Source organism: Exiguobacterium sp. SH5S4 (assembly GCF_004337045.1).
Lineage (GTDB): Bacteria > Bacillota > Bacilli > Exiguobacteriales > Exiguobacteriaceae > Exiguobacterium > Exiguobacterium aurantiacum_A.
The window spans coordinates 1-5,243 of record NZ_SJUQ01000048.1 but is presented as its reverse complement, the minus strand read 5'-3'; the positions used below and the strand labels follow the sequence as shown (position 1 = coordinate 5,243).

Below are 5,243 nucleotides of genomic sequence, written 5' to 3'. Positions count from 1 at the left end.
CTCACATACTAAACTTCACAGGTGACAGTTATCGTGTCACGCATGCGTTGTCGAAACACTAAAACCCAGCTGGCAAAGTTCTGTACTTTTCGTTGCATTATTGTGCACATTTGTATTGCAAAATACACACGTCGACTATTTCTAGTTCCGGAAAAAACTCGTTTAACATGAGGAATCCCTTCAATCCTTTTAGTAAACTAATTCCCTAAGATAAGATTCATCAAAAGTGAGGAAGAACCAATTTTAAACTGTTGTTAACACCCTGCACCGTCTCCCGACGCTCGCTTCGTTTCCGTCAACAGGACGCACAACGGTGTTCGTTCTGAGGACAGCTTATCTATCCGAAAGGGGACAAACCATCATGGAACTATCCGCCATCATCGAGGTCATCCGCATCAAACAGGAGGTTCGCGAGGACATGGTCACCCTCGAGCACGCCATCATCCACTCGCCGCACAGCGCCTGACAAATCGGGTCATCGTTCATTGGGGACGACGCCTGTGAGGTGTTCCTCGCCATCATGCTCAATACGAAGAACCGGGTCATCGGCATCCCGGTGCTCGACCATCTCATCCTCGGTTCGTCCGAGAAGAGCAAAGACGAAAGACGTGCGTTTTTCTTTTGTGGGGCGGCGATTCGCGTTGCTCTCGCCTGGACCCCAAAATCGGATTCGTCAAAAGGAAAACAGGGGATCGTCAACTCTGGTCGGGACAACGCTCCTCTGTTCAATATCATTTTGAGTTTTTCAGTGACCTCACTAATCTATCGGAGTTCTGTTCTGAATCTTCGGCAATAGTGTAAAATCGTATCGAGCAAAAACTGTAAATTTTATCTAGGTTCACATCGTTATAAAATCTTCTTCAAAATTTTTAACGACTGTTAACTTTTTATTGACAGAGTATTTATTCTTGGACATAGACAAAACTCCCTCAAAAATAAACAGTTTTATTATTTCAACTGTTTATTTTTGAGGGAGCCATATCATTTACACTTCAAATATTTTTTATTTTTGTACTAAGTCAACCTTGCTTTGATTGATTCTATAAACTTTATCACACAGCGCATCAATATCTTCAGAATTATGACTGGTTATAAGAATCGTTTTTCCTTCCTTCTTGAAATCTAAAAGCATGTTTCGTAATGATTTTACACTGTCATGATCAAGCGCATTAAACGCTTCATCTAAAATAAGAACGTCTTGGTTCTCCATAATGGCTTGTGCAATCGCTAGTTTTTGTTTCATACCTAATGAATAATTTTTTACCTTTTGTTGATTTTTTGGTTGTAAACCGACTTTAACCATTGTTTCTTCAATTTCTTTGTCGTTAATTTTATCCTGAATCAAAGCGAGTTGTTTTAAATTTTCAAAACCTGTTTTATTTGCTATGTAACCTGGACGATCAATAAGTATTCCAAAATCTTTTGGAAAGCGGTTTTTTTTATGTAGCTTGTTATTTCTTACCGTTATTGTTCCTTCATCAGGAAAAACGAATCCACACATCATTTTAAATAAGACAGATTTACCTGATCCGTTTGGTCCAACAATACCAACAATTTCACCTTGATTGATTGTTAAATCAACACTATCAAATAAGTTATTGCCCATATATGTCTTCGATACGTTTTCTAAACTTATTATCTCCATTTTACTACCCCTTTCATACTTTAAGACTTTTAGAGAACATTACTTTTAAAAACATTAAAGAACCTACAATATAAGCGAACAAAACAATTAGTAAATGCTGAAGACTGAATGACTCAGTAACGATTACAGCATTTAATCCAACCGGAAAAACACCCCACACATTTATCCCTGGTAATAACATAAAAGATAATACTCCAAACAAGATTAGTAAAAAGTAACCCTCAGAGGACTTCCATAAAGTAATAAAGCTAAAAAGCAAATAACATATAAGCTGAAGGAATGAGAAACAAATGATAAAAAGAATCAAGTTACTATTTTGTAGTGATGTTATGTCTGTTTTCAAAGAAGGGTCTAATCCATTAAAGATTCCAAATAAAATTACGAATCCTATAATGGATAATAAAACACTGAAAAGAAATAATGATTCTTTTATAAATACTTTGAAGAACCATTTATCAATACTTCCGTATCTAATAATTTTGTAATGACTTACTTCCCCGATTTCATGAGAAAGTCGAATTTGGCTTAAATATGATAATCCGAAAAAAGTAATCAGGTATGCAAATAAAGATGCAAAAGAAGAATTAAAAGCACTTACTCCCAAGAAAATTACTGTAATTAAGTCACCGAGTGTTAAAATATCTACTTTGTTATTTTGAAAAGTTATCAAAATATAAATAAATATCAATATACTGTAAATAATATAAGGAAGCGTCTCTTTTTGTATTATCCTAAATATTTTTTTGAATTCGATTAAATATTTAATAACAAAAAATTCAAAAATAAAAAGCGTTATAGGAATTACAAAAATGATCCATATACTTGATAAAGCATTTATTGCAGCAGCAACTGTAAAGTAAACTGAAGGAGATAAAAATTTAAATTCTGATGGAAAAATTTTAAATCCAAAAACACAAAGTAAAAATAATAAAGCTGCCTCGATATACAAGTACTGGTGTTTCTGATGCATTAAAAATAATAAAACCAGCATTCCATGAAGACTTATTGAAGCAACTATCCATAATAAGAATTGAAAGAATAGCGGTACTAAAGGATTTTGAAATTTTGAGTATAACTCGTTTAATTCATTCACTCCATTATCTAGTGTGCTATATTCACTCCAGTTCATCTGGAATGGTAAACCGATAGACATTAATAAACTAAGGATAAACAACAGTATAAACATAGGGAAGATTTGAACTAAAAAATTTTTAGTCGTATAAAGCATCCATGAATTGAACGACTTTAGTCGTATAAGCAACGTATAATCAAATTTAGTAGTGATTGTTTTGACTGAAGTAAAGATTATAATCGGAATTAAAAAATACACCATAAGATATGAATCATTTTGAAGTGAGTATATCGGATCCCATATATTGATATTTAATGAGTATTCTCCTGCAGCACTAAATATTTGTTTTTTTAGATATAAGCTATAAAAAAATATTACTGTACCAACTAAAAGCCACTTTATTTTTGTAAATTCTTTAAAAAGTGTTTCAAGCATTAAATTTGTCACCTGCTTTACTTAATTGAAAGTCCATTCTTCTCTTTTTGAAATATAGACTTTGTATACGATTAAGTTGATTAAAAGTATTACTGTGAATGGAACAAAAACTGTCCAAATTGGTTGGGCTGTAATATTGAACGGAAACAAGGTACTCAATGGCGAAAATTGTGGAAACTGGAAAATTCCTGAAACAAAATTTAAAAGGTGATACCCCATAAACGGAATAGAGATGGCTACGAAAATACTATTAAGTGACAATACAAGAATATAAGCAAGCGTAGCGTATAGAGCAGCATTTAATCCAATCCATATAGCATAAATTGTGGCATATAAAAACGGGTTGTTTTCAATTAAGGACGAAAATACATTCTTAACATCAACAGTCGATTCACTTATCGGTGTATAATTTACTAACCCTAACCAAGGCTCAATAAACTGTACAAACAAATATGTAACGAAAACCATTAAAAATAATACAATTCCGCTTAAAATTGCGTTAACAATCCCTTTACTAACTAGATAATCGTTAAGGTTTACTCTAGTTCTCGTATAAGTCAAAAAATTATTTTTATACTCTGAAATAAATGAAGGAACGTATACTAAAACCGCAAGAATTGGAAAGATCATTGCCGGAATAGTAGAGATACTCTCCTCAAAAACTTCGATTGGCTGAAAAAATTCATAAGTATTATACACTGTTAAAAATTGAATTAAAGGGACAATGAAAATAATAAACGAAAATAATATTAAATTTTTAGTTGTCAATGCATTTAACAATTCTTTTTTTATTTGCTTCAACATGAATTAACCTCACTTCATTTTCATCCTTTTTGTTAAGGAATTAATTATTTTCAAATCAAAGATTCGAGTAATTTTTTCACAAATATTTACTATCATCAAAGGAATTATTTTCTATCTTAAGATTACTCTAGAGCACCTTTTTAAGTAAAGTAACTTTTAAAAAAGAAACTCTATATTGATAAAAACACTTCTATTTTCCTAAAAGAATGTGAAAAAAGAGTTATTGTGCCTATTGAATATCATTTATAAAATTTAAAACGACCTAAGTCCTAAATATCATTGAACTCAAGTCGTTTACATTTTTATTTACTATGTTAGCATGAGACAAATAAATCTTAACTTTTAAATAACAATATTTATTAGTTACTTATCCAAGAACCTGTAACTTTTACATCTACTGGAGTTGTAAGATCGTTACTAAATTGAACACGTGCAGCAGTCCCTTTATTAATTGAATTTGGAAGACCACGAGTCTCATAATCGCTTACACCACGAACCCAAGATCCTGTACCAGATGTTGCTGCCATACGAGCGTCAACTGTATAGTTACCGCCAACAATACTAGAGTTCAATTCACCGCGAGCATCTGAGATCGCCTTAGTTTGAGATGAAGAGCTCCCGGCACCATTATATGCCCCAACTGTCACGCTATAACTCGTAGCAGTAGTTCCTGCTTGCGCAAAACCAACAACTGATAATAAACCGACTGTAAGTCCTAATGTGGCTAAAGTTTTTTTCTTCAAGATAAGTTCTCCTTTTCAATAATTTATATTACAAATTCCATAATAATACTTTACACATGATAAAAACACCTAAAAATATGTAATATATAAAAATAAATACAAAGTACTACATATATATTTAAATAAATTAAATAAACAATACAATGTACCTACTTCGAACTGAACCCTAAACGGTAAACACTTGATAAAAAGTGCTCATTTGAACTACCCCATAAAAGTTGGACATAAAAATCCAACTTTTATGGGGTGTTTTTATGGTCAAATTTACGAAGGCTTTCAAAATTCATGTGAACCAACATACGAACATGTTTTTTTAACGTTCGTTAAAAAGACGGAAAAGCACAACAAGCTAATTTATTTTATAAATACATAAATGGCTATTTTTGGTGATGAAATACAAACGATAATATTGTTAAATGTCAACAGCGGTTTAAAATTCCTTCTTAATAACGGATTAAAAATCCCTTTTTTACACGTTACTCTTGGAAACTATCGACACGGGTCGGCTGGATGCCGGCCCGTTTCTTTTCCCTCATCCGATATG

General features: G+C 32.4%; 5 protein-coding genes. 1 reads left to right on the top strand and 4 read right to left on the bottom strand.

All coding sequences use genetic code 11. The features are described from left to right. Positions 1-505 precede the first annotated feature (505 nt). On the top strand, positions 506-796 hold the full coding sequence (locus EVJ32_RS15760) for a hypothetical protein (RefSeq protein WP_131459115.1): 291 nt from the start codon (positions 506-508) through the stop codon (positions 794-796). A 207-nt stretch (positions 797-1,003) separates the two neighbouring features. Here the strand turns inward: EVJ32_RS15760 and EVJ32_RS15755 are convergent, their stop codons facing one another. The 4 genes from EVJ32_RS15755 to EVJ32_RS15740 all read right to left on the bottom strand — a co-directional run bounded on the left by EVJ32_RS15755 (position 1,004) and on the right by EVJ32_RS15740 (position 4,699). Beyond that, a complete protein-coding gene (locus tag EVJ32_RS15755) occupies positions 1,004-1,645 on the bottom strand; it encodes an ATP-binding cassette domain-containing protein (protein WP_131459114.1) in 642 nt (213 codons plus the stop codon). 13 nt (positions 1,646-1,658) lie between these two features. Further along, positions 1,659-3,152, bottom strand: a complete 1,494-nt coding sequence (locus EVJ32_RS15750) for a hypothetical protein (protein ID WP_131459113.1) — start codon at positions 3,150-3,152, stop codon at positions 1,659-1,661. A gap of 21 nt (positions 3,153-3,173) precedes the next feature. Next, on the bottom strand, positions 3,174-3,956 hold the full coding sequence (locus EVJ32_RS15745; protein ID WP_131459112.1) for an ABC transporter permease: 783 nt from the start codon (positions 3,954-3,956) through the stop codon (positions 3,174-3,176). Between the two features lie 359 nt (positions 3,957-4,315). Beyond that, complete coding sequence (locus tag EVJ32_RS15740) at positions 4,316-4,699, bottom strand: hypothetical protein (protein ID WP_236636110.1); 384 nt, start codon at positions 4,697-4,699, stop codon at positions 4,316-4,318. Positions 4,700-5,243: the final 544 nt, after the last annotated feature.

Bases quoted from the DNA above. Each gene is read 5' to 3' on its own strand.
- EVJ32_RS15745 (WP_131459112.1), bottom strand. From the start codon at position 3,956: ATGTTGAAGCAAATAAAAAAAGAATTGTTAAATGCATTGACAACTAAA.
- EVJ32_RS15750 (WP_131459113.1), bottom strand. From the start codon at position 3,152: ATGCTTGAAACACTTTTTAAAGAATTTACAAAAATAAAGTGGCTTTTA.
- EVJ32_RS15755 (WP_131459114.1), bottom strand. From the start codon at position 1,645: ATGGAGATAATAAGTTTAGAAAACGTATCGAAGACATATATGGGCAAT.